General features: G+C 47.7%; 19 protein-coding genes. 13 read left to right on the top strand and 6 right to left on the bottom strand.

Features of this window, described 5'->3' with window-relative positions; genetic code table 11:
- Positions 1 to 52: 52 nt before the first annotated feature.
- The 4 genes from infB to HGH91_RS10365 all read left to right on the top strand — a co-directional run bounded on the left by infB (position 53) and on the right by HGH91_RS10365 (position 8,001).
- Positions 53 to 3,682, top strand: a complete 3,630-nt coding sequence (infB, locus tag HGH91_RS10380; protein ID WP_168738376.1) for a translation initiation factor IF-2 — start codon at positions 53 to 55, stop codon at positions 3,680 to 3,682.
- Positions 3,683 to 3,855: 173 nt separating this feature from the next.
- On the top strand, positions 3,856 to 5,241 hold the full coding sequence (locus HGH91_RS10375) for a peptidylprolyl isomerase (protein ID WP_168738375.1): 1,386 nt from the start codon (positions 3,856 to 3,858) through the stop codon (positions 5,239 to 5,241).
- 157 nt (positions 5,242 to 5,398) lie between these two features.
- Positions 5,399 to 7,246: an amidophosphoribosyltransferase gene (locus HGH91_RS10370; RefSeq protein WP_168738374.1), complete on the top strand. Its 1,848-nt coding sequence runs from the start codon at positions 5,399 to 5,401 to the stop codon at positions 7,244 to 7,246.
- A 257-nt stretch (positions 7,247 to 7,503) separates the two neighbouring features.
- Positions 7,504 to 8,001, top strand: a complete 498-nt coding sequence (locus HGH91_RS10365; RefSeq protein ID WP_168738373.1) for a SixA phosphatase family protein — start codon at positions 7,504 to 7,506, stop codon at positions 7,999 to 8,001.
- Here HGH91_RS10365 and proC read toward each other — a convergent pair.
- Positions 7,998 to 8,795, bottom strand: a complete 798-nt coding sequence (gene proC / locus HGH91_RS10360; protein ID WP_168738372.1) for a pyrroline-5-carboxylate reductase — start codon at positions 8,793 to 8,795, stop codon at positions 7,998 to 8,000. The two genes, HGH91_RS10365 and proC, sit on opposite strands and share 4 nt — an antisense overlap.
- An 87-nt stretch (positions 8,796 to 8,882) precedes the next feature.
- Here proC and HGH91_RS10355 point away from each other — a divergent pair, with 87 nt between their 5' ends.
- Complete coding sequence (locus HGH91_RS10355) at positions 8,883 to 12,173, top strand: AAA domain-containing protein (protein WP_168738371.1); 3,291 nt, start codon at positions 8,883 to 8,885, stop codon at positions 12,171 to 12,173.
- A gap of 86 nt (positions 12,174 to 12,259) precedes the next feature.
- On the opposite strand, the gene HGH91_RS10350 is transcribed toward HGH91_RS10355, so the two are convergent.
- Both HGH91_RS10350 and dusB read right to left on the bottom strand, forming a co-directional pair.
- Complete coding sequence (locus HGH91_RS10350) at positions 12,260 to 12,829, bottom strand: NUMOD4 domain-containing protein (RefSeq protein ID WP_145662278.1); 570 nt, start codon at positions 12,827 to 12,829, stop codon at positions 12,260 to 12,262.
- A 42-nt stretch (positions 12,830 to 12,871) separates the two neighbouring features.
- The gene (dusB, locus tag HGH91_RS10345) at positions 12,872 to 13,939 is read right to left on the bottom strand and encodes a tRNA dihydrouridine synthase DusB (RefSeq protein WP_168738370.1); all 1,068 of its coding nucleotides are present in this window, start codon (positions 13,937 to 13,939) and stop codon (positions 12,872 to 12,874) included.
- 183 nt (positions 13,940 to 14,122) lie between these two features.
- On the opposite strand from dusB, the gene HGH91_RS10340 reads away from it, so the two are divergent.
- The 5 genes from HGH91_RS10340 to HGH91_RS10320 all read left to right on the top strand — a co-directional run bounded on the left by HGH91_RS10340 (position 14,123) and on the right by HGH91_RS10320 (position 17,316).
- On the top strand, positions 14,123 to 15,067 hold the full coding sequence (locus tag HGH91_RS10340; RefSeq protein ID WP_168738369.1) for a CPBP family intramembrane glutamic endopeptidase: 945 nt from the start codon (positions 14,123 to 14,125) through the stop codon (positions 15,065 to 15,067).
- Between the two features lie 26 nt (positions 15,068 to 15,093).
- Entirely contained in the window at positions 15,094 to 15,342 is a 249-nt protein-coding gene (locus HGH91_RS10335) for a DUF2007 domain-containing protein (protein WP_168738368.1), read from the top strand.
- A gap of 107 nt (positions 15,343 to 15,449) precedes the next feature.
- Positions 15,450 to 16,334, top strand: coding sequence for a phosphatidate cytidylyltransferase (locus tag HGH91_RS10330; protein WP_168738367.1), 885 nt, complete (start codon positions 15,450 to 15,452; stop codon positions 16,332 to 16,334).
- An 85-nt stretch (positions 16,335 to 16,419) separates the two neighbouring features.
- Positions 16,420 to 17,073: a phosphatidylserine decarboxylase family protein gene (locus HGH91_RS10325; protein WP_168738366.1), complete on the top strand. Its 654-nt coding sequence runs from the start codon at positions 16,420 to 16,422 to the stop codon at positions 17,071 to 17,073.
- 27 nt (positions 17,074 to 17,100) lie between these two features.
- Positions 17,101 to 17,316 (top strand): hypothetical protein, encoded by a 216-nt coding sequence (locus tag HGH91_RS10320; RefSeq protein ID WP_168738365.1) that lies wholly within the window; start codon positions 17,101 to 17,103, stop codon positions 17,314 to 17,316.
- Between the two features lie 86 nt (positions 17,317 to 17,402).
- Here HGH91_RS10320 and HGH91_RS10315 read toward each other — a convergent pair whose 3' ends face one another.
- Positions 17,403 to 18,098, bottom strand: a complete 696-nt coding sequence (locus tag HGH91_RS10315) for a YjjG family noncanonical pyrimidine nucleotidase (RefSeq protein WP_168738364.1) — start codon at positions 18,096 to 18,098, stop codon at positions 17,403 to 17,405.
- 97 nt (positions 18,099 to 18,195) lie between these two features.
- Here HGH91_RS10315 and HGH91_RS10310 point away from each other — a divergent pair, with 97 nt between their 5' ends.
- From HGH91_RS10310 to HGH91_RS10300, 3 genes are all read left to right on the top strand, one after another.
- The gene (locus tag HGH91_RS10310; protein ID WP_168738363.1) at positions 18,196 to 18,897 is read left to right on the top strand and encodes an SDR family oxidoreductase; all 702 of its coding nucleotides are present in this window, start codon (positions 18,196 to 18,198) and stop codon (positions 18,895 to 18,897) included.
- Positions 18,898 to 19,054: 157 nt separating this feature from the next.
- Entirely contained in the window at positions 19,055 to 21,007 is a 1,953-nt protein-coding gene (locus tag HGH91_RS10305) for a BatD family protein (RefSeq protein ID WP_168738362.1), read from the top strand.
- A gap of 7 nt (positions 21,008 to 21,014) precedes the next feature.
- Positions 21,015 to 21,803, top strand: a complete 789-nt coding sequence (locus HGH91_RS10300; protein WP_168738361.1) for a tetratricopeptide repeat protein — start codon at positions 21,015 to 21,017, stop codon at positions 21,801 to 21,803.
- A gap of 4 nt (positions 21,804 to 21,807) precedes the next feature.
- Here the strand turns inward: HGH91_RS10300 and HGH91_RS10295 are convergent, their stop codons facing one another.
- Together HGH91_RS10295 and HGH91_RS10290 are read right to left on the bottom strand one after the other, a co-directional pair.
- Positions 21,808 to 22,554: a LytR/AlgR family response regulator transcription factor gene (locus HGH91_RS10295; RefSeq protein WP_168738360.1), complete on the bottom strand. Its 747-nt coding sequence runs from the start codon at positions 22,552 to 22,554 to the stop codon at positions 21,808 to 21,810.
- A gap of 106 nt (positions 22,555 to 22,660) precedes the next feature.
- Positions 22,661 to 23,470, bottom strand: a complete 810-nt coding sequence (locus HGH91_RS10290; protein ID WP_168738359.1) for a sensor histidine kinase — start codon at positions 23,468 to 23,470, stop codon at positions 22,661 to 22,663.
- Positions 23,471 to 23,556: the final 86 nt, after the last annotated feature.

The raw sequence follows: 23,556 nt of genomic DNA, 5'->3' as shown, positions 1-23,556 counted from the left end.
AAAAACATCCCGTTTTGAAGAAACGGGAAACAGGGGAGGCCCGAAATACGATATGCCTGAAACAACAAACAACACACCACGATTGCTGGCTGCAGCCAAAGAGTTTAATATTGGTAAGGAAACCCTCATCGATTTCCTTGGCAATAAAGGCTTCGACATGGGTGGCTTTGGTTCTCCCAATGCCCGCCTTACGGCTGTTATGTACGCAGCACTGCAGTCGGAATTCCAGCAGGACAAGGCTAACAAGCGCAAAAGCGACCAGATAGCCCTGCCCAAAGGAAGCGTGTTAGAAACGATGAAGAAGAAAGAGAAGGAGGAAGCGGAAGCGGCGGCTAAAAAGAATACCACTAAAGAAAAAGATGAGGAAACAACTGCTGCCCCGGTAGCAGAAGCTCCCAAACAGGAAGCTAAACCAACATCTCAACCGGAACCAGTAAAGGAAACCCCTAAACCGGAACCAACACCACAGGCGAATGTTACCCCGGTAACACCTCCGCCTCCCGCAAAGGAAAAAGCTGAACCTAAGCCAGAACCAACCGCTGTTACAGCTCCCCCTGTTGCGGAAGTTCCTAAAGCCCCGGTAACGCCACCTCCGGCAGAACCAGAAGTTGTAAAAGCAGAAACGCCGAAAATTAACGGCCCTAAAGTAATTACAACCATCGACCTGGATGCCTTAAACCGCAAAAAACCAGTTGCCAAAAAACCTGAACAGGACGAGGCTCCAGCCGCTACACCTGAAGCAGTGAAACCTCCGGTGAAAGAAGAAAAACCGGTAGCTCCTGCGCCAGTTGCAGAAAAACAGCCGGAACCAAAACCAACTCCTGCGCCAGTTGCAACTGCTGCACCAACTGAAAAACCAGTTGAGAAAGCCGAAAAAACGGAACAAGCCCCTAAAGGCGAAACCACTACTCCGGCTGATAAAGTAGCGAAAACAGATAAGACCGATACGACAGAAAAAACGGAAAAAGCCGCACCGGTTGAAGATAAACCTGTAGTTAATAAAGTGGAAGAAGTATTACAAGAGGCTAAACCGGCTGCAGCCAAAGAACCGGCGCACATTCCTGTTAAGCAAGTCGTAAAATCGGAAAATCGCAAACCCGATAATACTGCCGAAAATATACCAACACCTCCTCCTGTCGCCCCGCAGGCCCAGGAAGATGCTGGCCCCGCAGTCATCGAAAACATCCAGGCCGAAAAATTAACCGGCCCGAAAGTAATCGGTAAAATCGAACTGCCAGTTCAGTCTGACAGACGCGATAACAATAAAAACAACTTTAACAGGGACGAGAAACGCAAACGCAAGCGTATCATCGTAGAAAAGAAACCTGAACCCGTTCAGCCTAAAGACTTTAAAGAAGGTGACCGCAAAGAAGGCGGCGCCCCAGGCGAACACCGTCCTCATCAACATGGCGGACAAGGCGGCAATCGCCCTCACCATGGGGATAACCGCGGTGGACACCAGGGTGGCAACCGCCCACAAGGCGATAACCGCAACCGTCCAGGCGGTGGTAACACCGGAACCGGCGGCGGCTACAACAGACCTGCTGGTCAAGGCCAGGGCGGACAAGGTGGTTATAACAGACCCACTGGTCAAGGCGGACAAGGCGGCGGTAACAGACCTCCCGGACAAGGTGGCGGATATAACCGCTCCGGTCAGGGCGGACACCAGGGTGGTGGCAACAGACCAGGTCAGGGCGGTAATTTCAACCGGCCAGGACAAGGCGGCAACTTCAACAGACCCGGCCAACACCGTGGTGACGACAAACGCACTACTGAAGAAAAAGAAATTGATAAGAACGAGATCCAGAATAAGATCAAGGAAACCATGGCCAAACTCAGCGTTGGCCGCGGTAAGAACGTGAAGGCAAAACATCGTAGAGAAAAACGCGAAGAAAGAGCTAACCTCAAGGAGAAAGAAGGAGGCACAGACAACAAACTCCAGGTAACTGAGTTCGTTTCCGTTTCCGAACTGGCGAACCTGATGGATGTAAGCTTCGCCGAAGTAATCTCGAAATGTATGGGCCTCGGCATCATGGTATCTATCAACCAACGCCTCGACGCGGAAGTAATAGAATTGGTTGCCGGCGAATTCGGATATGAAGTGGAATTCATTGGTCTGGAAGATGCAGAGGAAAACGATGAAGAAGACGAAGTAGATGATCCCGCAGATCTGCTGCCTCGCGCACCAATCGTTACCATCATGGGTCACGTTGACCATGGTAAAACCTCCCTCCTCGATTACATCCGTAACGCGAATGTGGTAGCCGGTGAAGCCGGTGGTATTACCCAGCACATTGGTGCTTACCAGGTAACTACCGCCAGTGGTAAGAAAATTACTTTCCTGGATACCCCCGGTCACGAAGCGTTTACCGCGATGCGTGCCCGTGGTGCTAAAGCAGCAGATATCGCTGTTATCGTAATCGCAGCAGATGACGCTATCATGCCTCAAACCCGTGAAGCGATCTCCCACTCACAAGCGGCTGGCCTGCCAATGGTATTCGCTATCAACAAAGTGGATAAAGAAGGTTCCAACCCAGAGAAAATTAAAGAACAACTGGCCGGCATGAACCTCCTGGTAGAAGACTGGGGTGGTAAATACCAAAGCCAGGAAATATCCGCCAAAAGCGGCTTGAATATCGATGTGCTCCTCGAAAAAATATTGCTGGAAGCAGAACTGCTGGAATTGAAAGCCAATCCAGACCGTGAAGGCTCCGGTAGTATCGTGGAAGCTACACTCGACAAAGGTCGCGGTTATGTGGCCTCCCTGCTGGTACAAAATGGTACCCTCCGTCAGGGCGATACCATCGTATCCGGCTCCTTCTTCGGTAAAATCAAAGCTATGTTCAACGAACGTGGCCAGAAAATGGATGAAGCAGGTCCTTCTATGCCAGTACAGGTGCTCGGCTTAAACGGCGCCCCTCAGGCTGGTGAGAAATTCAAGATGTATACCGACGAATCCGAAGCTAAAGAAGTGGCCAACCGCAGAGCCCAGATCGTTCGTGAACAAGGTATCCGTACCAAGAAACATATCACCCTGGATGAAATCGGTCGCCGTCTGGCACTGGGTAACTTCAAACAGCTGAACCTCATCATCAAAGCCGACTTTGATGGTTCCGTAGAAGCGTTGAGCGACTCCCTCCAGAAACTGTCTACCGAAGAAATCGTTATCAGTATCGTTCACAAAGCAGTAGGTCAGATCACCGAATCCGATGTATTGCTGGCTACCGCTTCTGATGCCATCATCCTCGGATTCCAGGTACGTCCTTCTTCTCAGGCAGCTAAACTGGCAGAGAAAGAAAACATCGAAATCCGTAACTACTCCATCATCTATGACGCAATCGACGAAATCAAGAGCGCCATGGAAGGAATGCTGGAACCAAAAATCGAAAAGAAAGTGGTGTGCAACGTCCAGGTGCGCGAAACCTACAAATTCGAAAAGGTTACAGTGGCTGGTTGCTTCGTGGTCGATGGCAAGTTGACCAGGAACACCCGTATCAACGTGGTACGCGATGGTATCGTGGTATTTACCGGCGAACTCGGCTCCCTGAAACGTTATAAAGACGACGTGAAGGAAGTAGCTGCCAACATGGAGTGCGGATTGAGCGTTCGTGGCTATAGCGACCTCAGACCTAACGACAACATCGAAGGTTTCGAAGAAGTAGAAGTAAAGAGAACTCTCTAATAATATCTCACAAAAAACACAAAGGCGTTAAGGATTAAATTATCTCATAATATCCTTGGCGCCTTTGCCGTTTCTATCCCCACCAGGGATTCATCTAAACTTTTGTTAAATCCGTCGACATTCCCTATGCTACTGACCTTTAAATGGTTATTTTTGATTTTTACCGTTTTTGTATGAAGAAACTTTTAGCATTATCCGCAGGTGCTTTACTGCTATGGCAAGCATCTACGGCCCAGCAAAAACTTGTGGCAGATAAGATTATCGGTGTAGTAGGGGATAAGATCATCCTCAAATCCGATATGGACGGCGCTCTCGCCGATCAGCAACACAATTCCCCTGATGGAAGCCTGAAGCCCGATGCTGCCTGCAAAACCCTGGAAATGCTGATTTCCCAGAAAGTAATGGTGCTACAGGCGGAAAGAGATAGCTTGCCCGTAAGTGATGGCGACGTGGAAGCACAAATGGAAAACCGTATCCGTTACTTTGAATCGATGTACGGTAGCAAGGAAAAAATGAAAGAAATTACCGGCTACTCCATCTACCAGCTGCGCGAGCGCTTCCGCACGCCTATTAAAGAAGGATTGCTGGCCCAGGCCATGCGTAATAAAATCATTGAACCGGTAAAAGTAACGCCGTCAGAAGTAAAACGCTTCTTCGACGCCATCCCGAAAGATAGTCTCAAGTTCTACGAGTCTGAAATGGAAATCGGTACCCTTGTGCTGCAGCCCAAAGCTACCCGCGAAATGGACCAATACGCCATTGACCGCCTCCTCGAATTCAAAAAACGGGTACTGAATAAAGAGTCCGACTTCGGCTCCCTCGCCCTCTTGTACTCTGAAGATCCAGGTGTAAAGGATAACAAAGGTATTTACGTATTAAACCGTAACGATAAAACCACCTATGATCCTGAGTTCGTGGCCGCTTCCTTCCGTTTGAAAGAAGGTGAAATTTCCTCCCCGGTGAAAACCCAGTTTGGATATCACCTTATCCAGATGGTGAAACGCTCCGGCGACAACGTAACCGTACAACATATAGTATTGCGCGCCGCGGTTACCAAATCCGACCTGGCTGCCAATATCGCTAAGCTGGACTCGATCCGTAGCGGTATCCTGGCCAATAAATACACCTTCTCCGAAGCCGTAGCAAAGTACAGCGATGCTCCTTCCGCGAAATTCGATGGTGGTATGCTCCAGTCCAAAACCGGCGATGGTAGCACCCTTATCACTATTGACCAACTCGACGATCCAAGCGAAAAAAATATCGTGATGATGCTCGATACCCTGAAACCAGGACAAATATCAGCACCAGTGCAGTTTACCGATGAAAATGGCCGTACCTCCGTTCGTATCGTATACCTGAAAACCCGTACGCAACCACACCGGGAAAATCTGACTGATGACTATTCCCGTATCCAGCAACGGACCCTCGATATCAAACGCGCCGAAGCTATCAACAAATGGCTCACGGAAAAGATCCCAACGTTCTATGTACACGTTGACGATGAGTACAAAAACTGTAATCGAATCAGCCAGTGGATGTCGTCACTGGCCAAACAATAAAAGCTGCTTTAGCCCCTGGCTATGAGCAATTAGTAAAGCGGAGATAAAAGCGAAAAACTTTTATCTCCGCTTTCTGATTTTAGCCCAATGGCTAAATCCTTATAGCTTTCTGGTTTTCTCCTTTTTTGGCGTACCTTTGCGACTTCAATTTTCTGCCATGAGTGATGCGATCAAACATGAATGCGGTCTGGCATTTATAAGATTAAGAAAACCGTTTTCCTACTACCAACAAAAATATGGGAGCGTTTTTTATGGGCTGAACAAACTGTACCTGCTCATGGAAAAACAACACAACAGAGGCCAGGATGGCGCTGGGGTGGCTACCGTAAAACTGAACACCGAACCCGGTGTACCTTTTATGCATCGCATCCGTAGCGCGGCGCCGCAGGCCATAGGCGATGTGTTTGCCAAAATACGCGATGAGATACAGGAAATAGAAAAATATCAGCCGGAAATCACCAAATACCCCGGCCTGATGAAAGGACATGTACGCTTCCTCGGAGAACTGATGATGGGACATATCCGCTATGCTACCCAGGGTAAGAACAACGTGGAACTCTGCCATCCTTTCGTTCGCTACAATACCATCCCCGCCCGTAACCTGACCATGGCGGGCAACTTTAACCTGATCAACACCGACGAACTGTTTGCATTTTCCAAGGCTGAGCCTGGTGACGTGCATAAAAACAGTGACCTCGCCGCCATGCTGGAAGTAGTACACCATTTCCTGGCGAAAGAAGACAGCGACGGCACAAAAGAACTCGACGTTAAAAAGATACTTCAACAGGCCTTTTCCATGTTCGATGGCGGTTATCACACCTGTGGCCTTATCGGCTCCGGCGATGCCTTCGTGATCCGCGATCCCCATGGTATCCGCCCTTCTTATTACTACATCAACGACGACGTAATTGTAGCCGCCTCCGAAAGAGCAGCGATCCGCACTACCTTCAATGTTGGCGAAAATGAAGTACTGGAACTGATGCCGGGAAATGCCCTCATCGTTAAAAACAACGGCGACTATTCCATTGAACAGATCCTCGAACCCAAAGAACGTAAAGCCTGCAGCTTCGAAAGGATTTACTTCTCCCGCGGGAACGATGAAAAAATATACCGGGAACGTACAGATCTCGGCCGTCACTTATCCGGCACCGTTTTGAAGGCCATCGATAATGACCTCCGTAATACCATCTTCTCCTTTATCCCCAATACCGCCGAAGTAGCCTTCTATGGCCTGGTGAAAGGATTGGAAGCCTATCTGAATAAGATAAAGGTAGAACGTATCCTTTCCTGGGGAAATGATTATGATGAGGAAAAACTCAGCGAAATGGTCAATCGCCGCATCCGTATCGATAAAATAGCGACCAAGGATGTGAAAATGAGAACCTTCATCACCGAAGATTCCAGCCGTAATGAAATGGTACAACACGTGTACGACATCACCTACGGTAAGGTAAGACCCGGTATCGATACCCTCGTGGTTATTGACGACTCTATTGTTCGTGGTACCACCCTCAAGGAAAGTATCATCAAGATGCTGGACCGCTTAGGCCCTAAAAAGATCATCGTGGTTTCCTCTGCTCCGCAGATCCGTTACCCCGATTGCTACGGTATCGATATGAGCAAAATGGGCGATTTCGTAGCTTTCCAGGCCGCAATTGCCCTCCTGAAAGATCATGGCAAGGAACATATCCTGCAGGAAGCCTACGGCCTCTGTAAAGAACTGGCACGTACCAACACCCTCCATGCCCAAAACGTGGTAAAGAATGTTTATAAACCCTTTACTCCAGAGCAGATTTCAGCAAAAATTGCAGAAATCCTCACACCGAAAGGTATTGGTGCCGAAGTGGAAGTTATTTATCAATCTATCGAAAGTTTACACGCTGCCTGCCCCAATAACCTGGGCGACTGGTATTTTACCGGTAATTATCCCACTCCGGGCGGCAATCGCGTAGTAAATAAAGCCTTCATGAACTATATGGAAGGTAAAAACGAAAGAGGATACTAGTCAAGCCCAAGGCTTAAAGCATAAAGTAAAAAGCTATTGTGAAGAATGATCTTAGCAGATATTTAAAAATCGCGTTGGTCATTCTTCACAATAGCTTTTTACTTTATGCTTTAAGCCTTGGGCTCTTTCAAATAATCTTTTCTTCCCATGTTAATTTTATCTTAAATAACGCCATGGTGGCTGACAGTATAATTCTAAGAAGTTAACTTCCTGTAAAATCTGTATTTTCGTCTCAGTTAACTATTGGTTTTCAGCCCATGAAAACATTACTGCTCATACGTCATGCTAAATCCAGCTGGAACGATCCGGACATGGATGATTTTGACCGGCCGCTCAACAAACGGGGCAAACAAAATGCCCCGGAAATGGCGCAGCGACTGGTTTCCCGGGGAATGGTACCGGAACTGATCATTTCCAGCCCTGCCAAGAGGGCCCGAACGACCGCCAAAATGATGGCCAGTGAATGGAAATATCCCAAACAGGCTATTTTATTGGAAGAAGAACTTTACCTCTGTTATGCAGCCACTTTCCTCAAAGTAATCACCAAAATTGATGATGACTTCGGCGCCGTAGCCATTTTTGCCCATAACCCCGGTATTACCGATTTTGCCAATTACCTGACAGAAGAAATCAGGATAGATAATGTACCAACTACGGGCATTTTTGGCATACAGGCTGATACCCAAAGCTGGAAAGACTTTGACATGGCCAAGAAAAAGTTCCTCTTCTTTGAATACCCGCGAAAAGACGATTAGTCCCTTACAATTTTATTATACGAAGCGGTTATCCCCTTGATCAGGGAAGAACTGAATCCCTGGTGCTCCATTTCATTGAGCCCAGCAATGGTACATCCTTTGGGGGTTGTTACCTTATCAATTTCTTCCTCCGGATGACGGTTCTCCCGGATCAGTAACTCTGCTGCCCCTTTCACGGTTTGCGCTGCTATCAGGCTGGCCGTACGTGCATCAAAACCAATTTCGATACCTCCCTGGATATTGGCGCGGATATAACGCAGCGCATAGGCAATACCACAGGCTCCCAATACGGTAGCGGCGTCCATCAGCTTTTCATCAATACTCACAGAAGCCCCCAACTGGTCGAACATCGTCTTTACATAGCGCATCTGCTCTTCCGTAGCATGCTTGTGGGCAATACAGGTAATAGATTCCTGGATGGCAATAGCGGTATTAGGCATAGCCCTTACCACCGGCATCCCTGGTAATACATGTTCCAGGTCATCTATACTAACACCGGTAACCACACTGATTAATATATGGCGGGACGGGTCAAAGGACGCTTTAAATTCCTGTAACACCTCCCGCACATTGTAGGGTTTCAACGCCACTACAATTACTTCCGCTTCGCGGATCGCTATATCATTGTCGGTTTCTATCCGTACTCCTGCATCCTTTAAGGCTGCCAGCGTACTGGTGTTACGCTTGGTAACCGTAATATCTGCGGCCTTCGAAAAACCGCTCTTCAGCAATCCCTGGGCAATGGCCGATCCCAGGTTTCCTCCACCTATAATGGCTATTTTCTTGGCTGACATAAAAAAATGTTTACACTATAAATCCTGAGAAAGGTATAACAAAAGCCGCATCCATGCAAACGGCAACGAATTCCTTAACTTGCAGATATGCAGGCATTACAAACAGCAGCCGCGTTTTACGCCAGGATAAAGGAAGTACATAGCATTCAAAATACGGAAGATAAAGTCCGTCATTACAAACAGATCCTGGAAATCCTCTTCCGGGAGTTAACCCGGAAAGAAACCCGCACTTTCGGTAACCTGTTTGCCCGCATGCAGTTCTTCTTCGACCGGCAGGTGGTTCCCCCGGATATCCATCAGCAGCTGACTGCCCTGCGCATACTAACTAACAAGGCTACACGGGGCATGTTCCCCCTGCAGGAGGCAGAACATGTGCTTTGCATCAAGGCCCTCACCGAATCGGTGGCCTGGTGCTACCAGGTGCAGCCTCCTGATGATCTCATCGCCATTTATGCTTCCGCCGGCGTACATAAGCTATCGCTGGCCTGGCAATACCGTGCCGGCAGCCTCGCCCTGGTGAAGTGTATGGTCACGACGGTGGGATCGCTCACCACCACAGCCCAGGGAAAGTATACCCTGCTGCTCTCTGCAAAAAACGATGAACAAGGCGACTTCCAGCTGCTGCTCGAACACCTCGAACCGGCTACCATCACCTCCCTGCAGGAGCTGCTACGCCCCTATGATACCATCAACGTACTCCACTGCCGCCAGGGCACTTCCGGGCACGAATACGCTACCACCGCCGAAAGCCAGGTAGTCCTCGAACCCAACCTGTTGATAGATATCAGCGACCTCGCGGAATGCTTTACCCATAAAGGCGCCAACCGGCTGCTCTACCTGGTGAAAAAACTCACCCCGCAACAATCCAGTCCCGCCGCTTTCAAAGGAAATCTCGTGAATGCCCTGCTGGATGAGATGCTGCGTAACAAGGATATCGACTTTAAAACCTCCTTTGTAGAAGCCGTCGCCGAAAATGTACTGCAAGCTGCCGCCTACGGCCGTGAAAAGATCAATGATATGTTTCGTGATATCCGGCAACAACACTGGGGTAATCTGCATGATACCGTAAAAGAACTACAGGAGCAGCCCGTCCGGATAGAGCCTACCTTTTTTTCCGCTCAATACGGACTGCAAGGGCGCCTCGACCTGATGGCCGAAGACGATCACGACGAATACCGGAAAGAAATATTTGAGCTAAAAAGCGGCAAGTGTCCGGACTATCACACCTGGAAAAACCATGAAATGCAGGTAGTAGGGTATAACCTGTTGCTGAAATCTACTTTTGGGCGGCATCGCAAAGGCAGTTCAGCCATCCTGTATTCGGCTGCCGCCACCACTCCGCTGCGAAATGTAACCAGTACCCATCTTACGGAAAACGACCTGTTACAACTCCGTAATGAAGTGGTGGCCATGTTACTCCGCCTGGCCGGAGGCGAGGCAGAAATATTGTCGTCCATTAATACTGCCGCCGCTATTGGGCTACCCTCGTTCAGCGCCGCACATTTCACCGCCTTTGAACAGGCCTGGCAAACAGCGCCGCCGGTGCATAAAGCCTATTACCACGAGTTCCTCGCCTTTATGCTTAGGGAATACCTGCAAGCCAAATGTGGTATGTTTTCCGAAATTAACCGGGAAGATGATGCCGACGGCTTTGCCGCACTATGGCTGCAACCGGAAAAAGATAAATTATCCCGCTTCAATATCATCCCGGGACTGCGGTTCCGGGAATTTGACACGGTAAACAGTTCCGTGCTGTTTGACATAGTCGTTCCCGTTAGCCACAATTTCAGAAAGGGCGATACCGCCATTATCTATCCCCGCACCAGCACTGAGCTCCAGCCCATGCAGCAGCAGTTGCTAAAGGGCAGGATAGAAGAGCTGGGCAAAGACCAGCTGGCCTTTTCGCTGAATAACCGGCAAATGACACTCGACTTCTTCCGGCAATTTGATGAATGGATTATTGAGCACGACATCTACGAATCAAATTATTGGACGGCCACCGCATCCCTGTTTTACATGATTTCCCCCTTGTACCGGGAGCGCGCCAACATGCTGCTGGGCCTGGGTACACCGCGCTGGTACCCCTTACAACACAATACCCCGGCAATGTTCAATGCAAACCAGGAACAGATTGTAAAACAGGCACTGGAAGCGCAGGACTATTACCTGCTGCAGGGGCCTCCCGGCACAGGTAAAACCTCCTCACTGCTCACGACCATTGTGGGCGAAATGGTTAAGCAGGACACCTACGTAATTATTGTAGCCTTTACCAACAAGGCGGTAGAGGAAATCTGCCATAAGCTCAGGGCTAAAGGAATTGGCCATTTACGCATGGGTGGCCGCAGTTCAGAGGCGGCACTTACCCTGAAACAATACTGCCTGGAAGGCTCTTTGGATGAAGCCCGCCGTTATATTACCGGGCACCGGGTATTTGTAGCTACGGTGGCTACTATGGCCACCAGGCTAGAACAGCTGGTGATGATGGGGATTCCTACCGATACCCTGATGGTAGATGAAGCCTCCCAGCTAACGGAACCCCAGCTCCTTGGGTTATTAATGCCTTTCCGGAAATTTATCCTGATAGGAGACCAGAATCAGCTGCCCCCTGTGGTAGCGCAGGAAGAGCACTTCTGTCAGGTGAAAGCTCCCTGCCTGCTGGACCTGGGTATACGCGACCTGCGTACGTCTATCTTTGAGCGCCTGATACTGCGTTGTAAAACCAACCATTGGCGGCATGCCTGGGGCATGCTCAACACCCATTTCAGGATGCACGACAGCATTGCGGCATTGGTAAATCACTACTATGCCGGCCAGCTGTCGTCGGGAAGGGCTGAGCAACAGGCGGCTTTCGATCCCTCGTCCGCCTATGAAAACATAGGCTGGGAGCGGGTATTATCTCTCGGGAGAAAAATATTTATTCCCAGCCCCTATGAGGCTACTTCCAAGATGAACAAAACAGAAGCTCACTGGGTGGCCTCTTTGCTACAGCACCTGAAAGCCCGTTATGGGACTGGCTTTAGTAAAGATACCGTGGGAGTGGTAACTCCCTGGCGCACACAGATCAGCCTTATCAGGGAGCTGATAGCCAACGATGATGTCCTGCAGGACATCAATATAGATACCGTAGAGCGTTTCCAGGGATCGGAAAACGATATTATTATTGTTTCGCTGGCGGTATATCATGCGGCGCAGGTACAAACGCTGCAATGCCTGGGGCAGTTTAACTGGGAGGAGGAGCAAATAGAAGTAGACCGAAAGCTGCTGGTAACGTTGTCGCGTGCACGAAAACAGGTGATTATCCTGGGCCACGAGCCAGTATTGAAAGATAGTGCACATTACCGCCGGATGCTGGCAGATATGAGCAGGGGGGTGCTGTAGGATGTTCAGAAATAACAATGGCCATACACGGGGTATGGCCATTGTTCAGACAACATCATATATGATCATTCCTGGCTAACCAGGCTTTAATCCAGTGTTACATGTGCCCAGTTTTCTCCGCTTTTAATGCGGTAAAGCTGCATTTCACTGATATCAAACTGTTCGGCAATTTGCTTCATCGTTTTTTTACCAGGCTTATTCAGCAGGCGTTTAATGCTTTTTACTTTAGAAACATTCAGTTTCAGCCCTTTGATGCGGTTACGCTGTTTTTCCTTATAGGCCAGCTTGGCAGGGCTTTTTTGCTGATGTTCTTCCATTTCCTCTTTGGTGGCCCATTTGAGGTTGGATGCTTTGTTATTCTTTTTATCGTAATCCAGGTGGATCACATATTTATGTGATCGTCCGGCTTTTTTACTGAAAAGTTTGGCCACCTCCCGGTGCAGGTAGAGTGACTGGTAGCTGTCGGCCGGCTTTACGTTCAATACCGTATAGCCTTCCACGGTAGAACCCGTGAGCAGCTTGCCATCTTCGGTACTTTCATGATAACTGATCACTCTCCCCATATTGGATACAGCGTATTTTTTACGCAGGGCAGATTTGTTTTTAATCTGTAAGTCTTTCCAGACTTCGTTTTTCAGATTTTTAATTGTGGTCATGTGAAAGCAATTTTTATTTTTTTATATCCTGGGGTTATCCGTTTATCCGTAAACGTTACAACCAGCCATTTCATTATCAGCTGGCAGAAAATCGTGTGCAGCTAACTGGGGAGCAGCCCTTTCGAATATATGGTCTTTGTATTGTAACACAACCGCGTCTAGTACTTCCTCTATCTGAGCTAATGTATTGTAAGTTACTAATTGTTGTCTGAATTCCTTTATATGCGGTAATCCTTTGAGATAATTCGTGTAGTGCCGGCGCATTTCCAGTATGCCTACTACCTCTCCTTTCCAGGCAACAGAGTGGTGAAGGTGCTTTTTACAAACCTCCACTCTTTCTAAAACAGTTGGCAAGGGTAAATGTTCGCCAGTCTTCATAAAATGCTTGATCTCCCGGAAAATCCATGGATAACCAATAGCAGCACGGCCAATCATCACTCCATCTACGCCATATTTCGCTCTGGCGGCTATTGCCTGCTCGGGCGTACATATGTCACCGTTACCAAAGATAGGAATTTGTATGCGTGGATTATTTTTTACTTTTCCGATCAGGGTCCAGTCGGCGCTTCCTTTATACATCTGGGTACGTGTACGGCCGTGAATGGTGAGGGCTTTGATGCCTACGTCCTGTAATCTTTCCGCTACATCTTCTATATTCTTGGTTTCCTCATCCCAGCCCAGTCGGGTTTTAATGGTTACCGGCAGCCTGGTAGCCTTTACCACAGCAGCCGTCAGTTTTACCATTTTAGGGATATCTTTTAAGATACCCGCTCCGGCGCCTTTACAGGCCACTTTCTTTACCGGGCAGCCAAAGTTAATATCAAGCAAATCGGGGTTGGTGGCCTCTACAATCTGGGCAGCCATCGATAGCGACTCTTCATCTCCTCCAAAAATCTGTATGCCCACCGGGCGTTCGTAATCGAAGATGTCCAGCTTCTTCCGGCTTTTAATAGCATCCCGGATCAACCCTTCCGAAGATATGAACTCCGTGTACATCAGATCAGCCCCATTATCCTTGCACACCGCACGAAAAGGCGGATCGCTCACATCTTCCATGGGCGCCAGTAATAAAGGGAATTCTCCCAGTTCAATATTTCCTATCTTCACCATAATTTATATAACCACAGCAGGTTTCGCGGTAGTTATTATTTTAATCTTTTATATACTATTTCTTTTACAAGCAGGATTTTTTGCAGTGATGTCCTGAAAGAGGGCAACTGTCGTTACCAGGAAGCTGACTGCAAAGTGAATTTCGCGCTGTAAATTTACGCAAATTTAATACAGTATTCTCTTATGATTGGCTATCTGAAACAATCACCCATTTTATTACAGTTCCTTACCTTCTTTGGCTTTTTCTTTGGCTTCTCTGCTTTGTATGTAGTGGGTATCCAATCGTTGACACCCACCATCACCGGTCAAAGCCTGGATGCACTCCAAAGAACCCTGGATCCTAACTTTGTCGGCTATCTGAAAATAATACAACTCGCTTATACGATTATTGCCTTTATTGTGCCGGCGGCCATTTTTGCCTACCTGTGGCAACCTTATCCCATGTCTTACCTGGGCCTAAAACTTCCTTCCAAAGCCATTCTGTGGGTTTTAGCCCTCTTAGCGATGTTCGGCGTATTACCGCTGTCGGGCGCGCTGGGCGAGTGGAACCAATCCTGGCAGGTACCGCAATCGGTTAAGGATATGGAGGCGTTAGCTGAAAAGCTGCTGGGTGTTATGCTCAAAATGCCTACTATAAAGGACTTGTTTATAAACCTTATACTGGTGGCTATCATACCGGCTATCGGGGAAGAGCTGTTTTTCCGGGGCGTTTTACAACGGTTAATCATCAACGCCACTGGGAAAGTATGGCTGAGTATATTTATCACGGCTGTTATCTTCAGCGCTATCCATATGGAAATATTGGCCTTCGTACCCCGGGTATTGCTGGGTTTTGCACTGGGAGCTATTTATGTCATCAGTGGTAACCTCTGGCTGGCCATCGGCGCCCACGTATTGAATAATGGCTTGCAGGTAGTGATGCTGTACCTTTTCCAGCATGGAATAGTAAAAGAGGATCCCCAGGCCGACAGCCATATCGAGTGGTATTACGTAGCTTTGAGTATTCCTGTAACCATTGGCCTGTTTTGGGCATTGAAGCAAAAGTCGCCCGCCGGAGCCATGATAACCGGGGAGAATAAAAGCACCGTTGGTGAAGTGGATGAGATAGGAAAGGACGGAAATTTGTAATCTTAACAAGACCTAAAAGCTGTATTATGGAAAAAGACTGGGTTAAAATATTTTCGAGCGACCGGCCCTTTGAGGCGGAAATTGTAAAGGGAATGCTGTTGGACAATGGAATTGACGCTGTTTTACTGAACCGGCAATCCTCTTCCTACAATATTACCCTGCCCGGCCAGGCGGAACTATACGTGCATCAATCGCAGGAAGAAACGGCCAAAAGCCTGGTGCATAATCACAACAATTTGCCCACCGGCGACCCCAATCAGGTAGATACTGAGTAAACGGGCCGGAGCAACACACCGGGGCCAGGGCTCCGGTGTGGAAATTTGCTTCATCCCGTAAATTTGTCCACTTTTGCGGGTACATTCTAATCAACAGACAACATATAATGAAGACTTTTTTCACCCGCACTGCCTCAGCGCTTGTGTTTGTGGCAGTAATGCTGGGGGGTATTTTATGGGCCGACTATACCTTTTTCCTACTCTTCTTCCTGGTAGGCTGTTGCGCGCTCCAGGAGTATTTTAAGCTGATACGCCATATCGATGCCGATTATGCCAACATTACTTCCTGGCATAAATGGGGCGCCACCATTGCCGGAGCGGCCATACTGCTCACCTTTACCGGTAATAATTTCAGCGTGGCACATATCCCTACCGGGCTCGTTGGCTGGTGGATCGCTGTTATATTCCTGCTGGTAATGCCCCTGGGAGAAGTGTTAATGAGTAAGGACTTCTCTTTAAAAAATATCGGCTACTCGGCTGTTGGCCTGCTGTATACCATCATCCCTTTCGGGCTGCTGATCAATATCCGCTTAAACGCTATCAATATTCACTATACAGCCGATAATGTAGGAACAGCCCCCGGATGGCTGATCCCCCTGTTACTCATTATTTTTATCTGGATTAATGATACCATGGCCTATATCGTAGGCTCGCTCATAGGGAAAACGCCTTTTGCGCCCGCTATTTCTCCGAAAAAAACCATAGAAGGCACGGTGGGAGGGATGATCCTGGCGGTTGCTACCGCTGGCATTTACGGCCACTTCTGGGGAGGTGAATACCTGGCGTTGCAACACTGGATAGTATTGGCCCTCATTGCTGCCATTTTTGGCACCATCGGCGACCTGATTGAGTCCAAGCTCAAAAGGATGGCCGGCGTAAAGGATTCCGGCAATATTATGCCCGGCCATGGCGGCTTCCTCGACCGGTTCGACTCACTGCTCCTGGCCGCTCCCTTCGCCTGGATTTATGTTCAGTTCTTTATGATGGCCTGACATAATTTCGTATGCTAAAAAAATTGAATTGAAGTAACTTCGCAGCAAGACTAAACACATACATCAATCATCTAATAAAAAAACAATGAAGATCCATCGTGAAGGATTTGCTACCATTTCCCTTGTATTCCTGGTACTGGCGTTAATTAACGGAGCAGTATGTTATTGGTTTGGCGCTGCCACCGGCTTATGCTGGACCGTGGCCATTATTTCCCTGGTGTTCTTCCTGTTCATCGTTTCATTCTTTCGCATTCCCTCCAGACAATATACAACCGGTGATTCGCTCGTTGTTTCACCCTGTGACGGTAAAGTAGTGGTAATTGAAGAAGTGTATGAACCAGAGTATTTTAAAGATAAACGCCTGCAGGTGTCTATCTTCATGAGCCCGGCTAACGTACACGTAAACCGTAACCCTATCAGCGGTACGGTAAAGCTGTCGCAATACCACGCCGGTAAGTACCTGGTGGCCTGGCATCCGAAATCTTCCACCGAAAATGAAAGGCATTCTGTTGTGATTGGTAACGGTAAAACAGATATCCTGGTAAGACAAATTGCCGGCGCGCTGGCCCGCAGGATTGTAAACTACCTGAAACCCGGTATGGAGGTGAAACAGAATGAGGAAATGGGCTTTATTAAGTTCGGCTCCCGGGTAGACCTTTACCTGCCCATCGGTACAGAAGTAGCCGTACAGCTGGAACAAGTGGTTCAGGGCGGGATTTCCGTTATTGCTAAAATCTAGTATCTTTAAAAGATAAACGGTTATCATATGATAAAGAAAGCTTTTACCGGTGTTGCCACCTTCCTGCTGTTAGCCGGCGTGGTACTGGCCCAGGAGAAAACCAAGAGCAAACCTGCCGCTAAAAAGGATTGTACGGCAGCTACCTGTAATACCGCCAAAGGTAAAAGCTGTTGTCAGCAACCGGCTAAAACCGTCAACCTGAGATTGGCTGCCGTGAATAAAACGAAAGCAAAAGCGCAATAGTAGATGCCTCACGGGCAACTGAAACATAATAAAAAAGCGAAGCATTTTAAAAATGCTTCGCTTTTTTTGTGCCTGTTTTCCAGCACTTATAAGATATTTCTTAACTCCCGCAGGTGATTAATTACATAAGTAGGCTGGAAGTCCACTGGTGGCTTAGCGGGGTTAAAGTATACCTGGTCCATGCCTACGCCATGGGCGCCCTTAATATCCAGTTCCATCGCATCGCCGATCATGATACTTTCTATGGCGCTGGTAGCCGCCCGGTCCATCGCAAAATCAAAAATTTCGCGGTAGGGTTTTAGGCTGCCCGCCAGCTCAGAAGTAATGATATGGGTGAAATAGTGGTCAATCCCGGAGTTTCTCATCTTCAGCAACTGGGTTTCTTCAAACCCGTTGGTGATCATGTGCATAGGATAACCTTTTGCGGCCAGGTAGTCCAGCGTTTCCCTGGTTTCAGGGAATAATGCCTTCTTGGCAGGTAATATTTCCAGGAATTGTTCGCTGAGTTTCTGGGTCAATGCTTCATCACCGATTTTGAAATCCAGCAATGTAAGGCGAAAGCGCTTGTCGCGCAATTCGTGGCGGGTGATAAATCCTTTGCGGAATCGGTCCCACAAACGCTCATTATGATCTACATAAGAAACGGAAAACGCCTCAAAAGTTGGTATTCCTCTCCGCTCTAAAGCATGGCTGCTATACAGCTCCTGCAAGGTCTCCTGTTCATTGGTTTCAAAGTCCCAGAGTGTATGGTCCAGGTCAAAGAAAAGATGTTTATACTTCATGGCACCGCAAAGGTACTAAATACTGCCCAGAAGGATGAGCATAAGCAAGGGCATTCAAAGTAAATTCATTATTTTACTGCATTAACGAGGAAAAAATATGAACGCAGTTATTACAGGCGCCAGCAAAGGCATTGGAAAGGCCATCGCTGAGAAACTGGCGCAGGAAGGATGTAATGTGGCCATTTGTGCAAGACATGCCGGCGCATTGGCCGATGCCAAAGCAGCTATCCAGCAAAAGAATCCGAACGCTACCATACTGGCAGAAAGTGTAGATATGGGAGATAAATCACAGGTACTGGCCTTTGCCGGTAAAGTGATAGCCACTTTCCCCCGTGTAGATATACTGGTAAATAATGCCGGCATCTTTATCCCCGGCGCCCTGCAACAAGAAGAAGATGGGCTGCTGGAAAAGTTGATGGCGGTGAACGTATACAGTGCCTATCACCTCACCCGGGCATTGTTGCCAGCCATGATCCCTCATCGCAACGGGCATATCTTCAATCTCTGTTCTACCGCCAGCTATAAAGCTTATCCTAACGGCGGGTCTTATGGTATTACCAAACACGCCTTACTGGGTTTCAGTAAAAATTTAAGAGAAGAATTGGTCCCTCATCATATCAAGGTAACTACAGTAAGTCCGGGTCCTACCTTAACGGCCTCCTGGGATGGCTTCGAGGCGCCCGCCGACAGGATGATGCCCCCGGAAGATATAGCCAGTGTGATCTGGTCGGCCTGGTCGCTGGCCAAACAAACGGTTGTAGAGGAAATCCTGCTCAGACCCATGCTGGGAGACATTTGATCCTTTCATCACATGAGCAATTTTAGTTATTCGGATAATGACAGCAACGTAAAAGATCCAAATAACTAAATTAGAACATATTAAAATGTTTTAACTAACTTTTAACGGGGCTTGCCTCGCTTCCAGCGCGGCTTTGGTTAAATTTGTTGACATAATTATGATGTACAGAATTAGCATAAGGAAGTGTATTTACTCCATCTTGTTTTGCCTGGGACTAGTAGCCAGCGCGTTTGCGCAGGAGTTCCGCTTTACGACTACTGTGAGCAATAACACCGTGACGCAGGATGAACCGTTCCAGATCCAGTTTATGCTGGAAAACGGAACCAACGTGACCAGCTTTACACCTCCCAGCTTTAAAGATTTTGAAGTGCTGCAGGGCCCTTCACAAATGCAGGGACAATCCATCTTCAATGGTAAACGTTCCGAATATGTAGCACTGAGTTATCTCCTTCAACCCAAGCATATAGGCAGCTTCACCATTGCCGGCGCACAGGCCCGCGTAAATGGAAACGTGGTAAAATCGAACCCGGTATTGATTGAAGTCAGAAAAGGCAATGCGCAGCAGCAACAGCAACAACAGCAGCCACCTGCATCTGCCGGCGCCTATCCATCCCACCGCGGCCAGGGCGGAGAAGACCTTCCGGAAGGATTCCTGAAAAAAGGAGAAGACATCAATGAAAAGCTGAAGAAAAATATCTTCCTGAAAGTAGATGTGGATAAAACCAATTTATACGAAGGACAGCAACTAACGGCAACGTATAAACTATACACCAGGCTCCCAACTAATTCCAGCGTTACCAAAGTACCTGCCTTTAAAGGCTTTTCCGCAAAAGATATCGAATTGCCCAATCCACCCCAGGCCACCGAGGAACGGGTGAATGGCATTCCCTATAAAGTATTTACCATCCGTAAAACATTACTGTTCCCCCTGCAATCAGGCACCCTGGAGCTGGACCCGGTAGAAGTAGACAACCAGGTAAGACTCGTAAAAATGGTGAGCAACAAACGTAATAACGGCGGACGGGGCAAAGATCCGTTTGAAGATTTTTTCAACGATCCTGCCTTTAAAGATCCTTTCTTCGATGACTTCTTTAACCGTCCGGAAGTTGAATACCAGGATGTTCCGTATAAAATACAGAGCAATCCTATCAGCATTACGGTAAAACCAGTACCAGTAGACGGGCGTCCGATTAGCTATAATGGCGCAGTGGGTAAGTTCAATATGACCGCCGTGGTAGATAAAAATAAACTCACCACAGATGATGCGCTTACCCTGAAAGTAACCATCAGCGGCCAGGGCAACGTAAACCTGCTTAACTCTCCCAAGATAGACGTCCCCGCAGGTTTCGACAAATACGACCCCAAGGTGACCGACGATATCGAAAAGAACAGCAACCCGCTCTCCGGCAAACGTACTTTTGAATATGTATTGATGCCCCAGGAAGCAGGCGATCATACCATCCCTGCAGTAGAATTTTCTTACTTCGACCCGGAAGCCAATAGCTTTAAAACCTTACGCTCCGAGCCTTTCAATATTCATGTAGCCCAGGGTAAGCATGTAAAACAAGATAAACAGGACTTTGGCGTGGCCAGGAATGAGCTGGTAAAAAATGATACCGGCGTACTCGATTGGACCCGCAATCATAGCTGGTTTATCCTCAGTCCCTGGTTTTATATCTTACTGCTGCTACCATTACTCGCAGCTGCTGGTATTATCCTGAATAAACGCAGAAAAGACTATAATACCACCAACGCCGCGACACTGAAACTCCGCTACGCCAACAAGGTAGCCCTGAAACGGCTGGAACTGGCCGCCCGCTACCTGAAGGAAGGAAAGGACAAAGCATTTTATGAAGAAACTTCCCGTGCCGTTTGGGGATATCTCAGTACCAAACTGAAAATACCCATGGCCGACCTGAGTAAGCAGCTGGTACAGGAAAAACTAAATGTGCGCCACATCAATGGCAGCAATACCCACGACCTGTTTAGCCTGATCGATAACTGCGAAGTAGCCCTGTATGCGCCAGGACAGGATAATCGTAAAATGCAGGGAACCTACGAACAAGCCGTGACTATTATCAGTAACCTGGAACAGGCGTTAAAGAATTAATTGCACCATGCTGAACTATCATCAACATATTAAACCGGCGTTTTTAGCGATAGCATTGCTGTTCACGTTTTCCGTTGGCCGCAGCCAATCTTCCGCCAGCGCAAATCCACAGCATCGCTTTGAAGAAGCCAACCTTCTTTTTAACCAAAGCAAATACACCGAGGCCGCCAGGGCTTACCAGGCGTTGCTGGATGAAGGACATACACAAAAAGCACTTTATTTTAACGCAGGCAATGCCTGGTATAAGGCCGGTAAAACCGGTCTGGCTGTATACAACTACGAGAAAGCCTTAGAATTATCTCCCAACGATGCAGCAGTAAAACATAACCTCGACCTGGTAAATCAAAAGGTAAATGGCTTTGTAGACGAATTACCACTGGTGTTTTTCCAGCAGTGGTGGTTGCAGTTACAACACCTGCACAAAGCAAATGGCTGGGCAATAGGCACCGTAGTGCTTTTCTGGCTACTGATAGCCGGCATCATCATGAATGTGTATACACCCGGATGGAGAAATCGTTTTGTAAAATGGGGCACCTACGTGCTGGGCGCTTTATGTGCGCTTTACCTGCTCATGGCAGTAGATGCCTACCTTACTTCCAACAATCATCAAACAGGCATCGTCATGAACGCCAATATCAAAGCGAAAACGGCGCCTGACGAAAACAGCCGGGATGCCTTTGAAATAGGAGAGGGCATGAAAGTACATATTACAGATGCTACTGCCGATTTCTGCAAAATAGAGCTGGCAGATGGCAAAAGCGGCTGGATAAGTTGTTCGTACATTAAGCGGCTGTAACACTTTACAGTCGTTCTATCCGCAGTAAAAAGTCATGTTTCTTTTCGCGGGCTACCGGTACACTATAGCCATCACTCATAATTATTTCACCCCCATCTCCCTTAATATACTTGTCCATAAACGACAGGTTAATCAGGAAGCTGTTATGCACCCGGAAGAACCCTTTATCGGATAGCCAGGCTTCCATTTCGGGCAAGGTGCGGTATACCAGCACTGGTTTTTCCGGCACCTGTAAATGCAACCGGGTTTGCCCGCCAATAGATCTGCAATAAATAATATTCCGGGCAGTAACCATTTGCAACCCGTCCAGGGTGGGCAATGCCATTCTTTCATCCTGGCTGAGCTGTTGTTGCAGGAATTGCAACAGGTTATCCAACTTCTCTGTTTTGTCGGCATGCGTTTGCAAGCCGGCTTTTTCTACTGCCAGCCGCAATTCTTTTGAGTCTATCGGTTTGAGCAGGTAGTCCAGCGCGCTATGATGAATAGCCTGCAGGGCATATTGATCATAGGCTGTAATGAAAATGACGGCGAAATCGCGGTGGTTACAGGCTTCAAGTACCTGGAAACCGTCTATTCCGGGCATTTCCACATCCAGGAAAACTAGTTGAGGGTGCAGGTCATTAATCGCGTGAATGGCTTCAAGGCCATTACCACAAACCGCTTGTACAATAACATGCGGACAATATCTTTCCAACATTATTTGTAGTGCATCCCGACTATGTTTCTCATCATCTGCAATGATGGTACGCATAAGATTATGATTACAGGTTTGCTCTGAGATGAAGTTTATATGGTCATTGAGCCTAAAAATCCACGTAGAAATTAAGCAATTAATGGCATATGACCCAATTAAAGACTCAGCCTGCCAGAGATTGGCGGGCCCCTATATGCTGCATACTGATAATCAATCTATTAGCAGTAGGCGCCTGGGAGGCGTCGTATACCTGCAGCGCTTTGATACTGGCTTGCATGTGATATTTTTCACTCATCATATACAAACGCTCCGAGGCAATGTCGATACCGGATGCCTGGCGCTCGCCGGTACTATCCAGTATTTCTGTAATCAGCACGCCATTATCTTCCAGCTGTATAAACAGGCGGTCTTTTTCTTTACAGATGGTGATCAGCAGCTGTCCGCCTGACTTCTGGGGTCTTAACAACAGGCGGTGCCAGATAGCGTATTGCACATAAGGCTGAATAATCAGGGGAGGTATTAAAGTAAACTGTTTATTCACATCCGGCAGTACGTTTATCTGGTAATCGAACTGCTCATCGAAGCGCAGTTGTTCCAGCTGTATATATAGTTCCAGCGCGTCCAGCTCATCCTGCAGGGAAATCCATTCCTTATTGAAATTCCCTATCATGAGGCGCATCAAACGGGAAAAACGGGTGAGATATAGCGAGGCCATATCCGTACTGGTGGTAAGGATATAATGATGAATAGCGTTGAGGCTATTAAAAATAAAATGAGGGTCCATCTGCGCCTGGAAGGCATGTAGTTCCAGGTTAACCAGCGCATGGTGTTTGGTTATTTCTTTCGCTGAAGCTCTCCTGATTTTTCTTTCCCGCAGGGCAAAAAATACTATTAGGGTAACGAGACTTAACAAAAAAAACAGCCAGAAAGGCCACTCCGCAGCAAAGACTATGTACGTATAATGTTGTGCCACAAATTAGGTTTACAGGATGCACTTCATCTCATATAAGCAGAATAAATATCGGCTAATTCGGCACTACAGGAAAGTGAGATTTACTA

This window comes from Chitinophaga eiseniae, from assembly GCF_012641265.1.
Taxonomy (GTDB): domain Bacteria; phylum Bacteroidota; class Bacteroidia; order Chitinophagales; family Chitinophagaceae; genus Chitinophaga; species Chitinophaga eiseniae_A.
The sequence above is the reverse complement of the archived record's forward strand: the minus strand, read 5'-3'. Positions and strand labels throughout refer to the sequence as shown.

Bases quoted from the DNA above. Each gene is read 5' to 3' on its own strand.
- HGH91_RS10365 (WP_168738373.1), top strand. From the start codon at position 7,504: ATGAAAACATTACTGCTCATACGTCATGCTAAATCCAGCTGGAACGAT.
- HGH91_RS10305 (WP_168738362.1), top strand. From the start codon at position 19,055: ATGATGTACAGAATTAGCATAAGGAAGTGTATTTACTCCATCTTGTTT.
- HGH91_RS10300 (WP_168738361.1), top strand. From the start codon at position 21,015: ATGCTGAACTATCATCAACATATTAAACCGGCGTTTTTAGCGATAGCA.
- HGH91_RS10355 (WP_168738371.1), top strand. From the start codon at position 8,883: ATGCAGGCATTACAAACAGCAGCCGCGTTTTACGCCAGGATAAAGGAA.
- HGH91_RS10320 (WP_168738365.1), top strand. From the start codon at position 17,101: ATGATAAAGAAAGCTTTTACCGGTGTTGCCACCTTCCTGCTGTTAGCC.
- HGH91_RS10375 (WP_168738375.1), top strand. From the start codon at position 3,856: ATGAAGAAACTTTTAGCATTATCCGCAGGTGCTTTACTGCTATGGCAA.
- HGH91_RS10330 (WP_168738367.1), top strand. From the start codon at position 15,450: ATGAAGACTTTTTTCACCCGCACTGCCTCAGCGCTTGTGTTTGTGGCA.
- dusB (WP_168738370.1), bottom strand. From the start codon at position 13,939: ATGGTGAAGATAGGAAATATTGAACTGGGAGAATTCCCTTTATTACTG.
- HGH91_RS10295 (WP_168738360.1), bottom strand. From the start codon at position 22,554: ATGCGTACCATCATTGCAGATGATGAGAAACATAGTCGGGATGCACTA.
- infB (WP_168738376.1), top strand. From the start codon at position 53: ATGCCTGAAACAACAAACAACACACCACGATTGCTGGCTGCAGCCAAA.
- HGH91_RS10350 (WP_145662278.1), bottom strand. From the start codon at position 12,829: ATGACCACAATTAAAAATCTGAAAAACGAAGTCTGGAAAGACTTACAG.
- HGH91_RS10335 (WP_168738368.1), top strand. From the start codon at position 15,094: ATGGAAAAAGACTGGGTTAAAATATTTTCGAGCGACCGGCCCTTTGAG.
- HGH91_RS10310 (WP_168738363.1), top strand. From the start codon at position 18,196: ATGAACGCAGTTATTACAGGCGCCAGCAAAGGCATTGGAAAGGCCATC.
- proC (WP_168738372.1), bottom strand. From the start codon at position 8,795: ATGTCAGCCAAGAAAATAGCCATTATAGGTGGAGGAAACCTGGGATCG.
- HGH91_RS10315 (WP_168738364.1), bottom strand. From the start codon at position 18,098: ATGAAGTATAAACATCTTTTCTTTGACCTGGACCATACACTCTGGGAC.
- HGH91_RS10325 (WP_168738366.1), top strand. From the start codon at position 16,420: ATGAAGATCCATCGTGAAGGATTTGCTACCATTTCCCTTGTATTCCTG.
- HGH91_RS10370 (WP_168738374.1), top strand. From the start codon at position 5,399: ATGAGTGATGCGATCAAACATGAATGCGGTCTGGCATTTATAAGATTA.
- HGH91_RS10340 (WP_168738369.1), top strand. From the start codon at position 14,123: ATGATTGGCTATCTGAAACAATCACCCATTTTATTACAGTTCCTTACC.